Annotated in this window: 2 protein-coding genes; one reads left to right on the forward strand and one right to left on the reverse strand. The window is 30.3% G+C overall.

Features of this window, described 5'->3' with window-relative positions:
* Nucleotides 1-252: 252 nt before the first annotated feature.
* The gene (locus ACFIL3_RS10575; protein ID WP_114647946.1) at nt 253-564 is read right to left on the reverse strand and encodes an XRE family transcriptional regulator; all 312 of its coding nucleotides are present in this window, start codon (nt 562-564) and stop codon (nt 253-255) included.
* 94 nt (nt 565-658) lie between these two features.
* On the opposite strand from ACFIL3_RS10575, the gene ACFIL3_RS10580 reads away from it, so the two are divergent.
* On the forward strand, nt 659-902 hold a 244-nt coding region (locus ACFIL3_RS10580; protein ID WP_375682259.1), incomplete at its 3' end, for a hypothetical protein.

Genomic DNA, 902 nt, shown 5'->3' on the forward strand with positions numbered 1-902 from the left:
TTCTTCATTTTCGCACATCACTAAGAGAATTTCATCAGAATTTATAAACACTGGTTTATTCACAAATGCCTCCATACAGCCTATTGGCAAAAGTTATTTTCTAAGATATGGAACTTATATTTCATTATTTATGAAAATTGTCAATATAAAAATTCAGAAAATATGAAATTTTAATAAAGTGTAGGTTAATTATGGATAAACTAATGTTAGAAAAACTTTGGAATTGTGGAGATAAAAAAGTGATGGCTGCTATTATTTTTTGTCTGAAGAACAAGAATTCTGAAGAATCGTTAAAACAGCTTTCTGAACTTCGGGATTTGCTTGATAATACAGTTGAATAAACTGTTCAGATTCTTTGATTAGAAAAGGGGGGATTTCGCCAAAAAAATCAATAATTTCTATTAATTCACTTGCTTTTATTGATCTTTTTGTACCTGAATCATGCAACATACTAGTTAAGGTAGATGGTAACACTCCTAAATGCTTGGCTAGCATTTTCTTACTACCATGACCATTTTTAGCTAATTGCGCATTAAGCCATACCTTTAACTGATCTGATTCCATAAAATACAAAGTCTTTCATATGAAATGAAAAATCAATAAAAAAAATATGAAATTTTATCTTGATAAAATTCATAAAATATGAAATTTTATCTTTATGAAAAAAGAACCTGCGTATACTATAATAAAATATCTAGGGGGGGCTATTAACGTTTCGCGTATTTTGAAGAAATGTAAAGGTGCTGTTTATCGTATCACTTATTCTAAAGAGAAGGGTGGTTCTAATGGATTGTTTCCTTCAATTTATCAAGCGCAGTTATTAACCTACGCACGTGATCATGGGATAGATTTGCGTCCAGAAGATTTTTTTTATCCCGAGCGCTTGCAGAGATTAATGCAAG

Source organism: Bartonella sp. CE47NXGY (assembly GCF_042195415.1).
In the GTDB taxonomy this organism is placed as follows: Bacteria; Pseudomonadota; Alphaproteobacteria; order Rhizobiales; family Rhizobiaceae; genus Bartonella.

Coding starts and splice junctions, on each gene's coding strand:
- ACFIL3_RS10575 (WP_114647946.1), bottom strand. CDS start 564: ATGGAATCAGATCAGTTAAAGGTATGGCTTAATGCGCAATTAGCTAAA.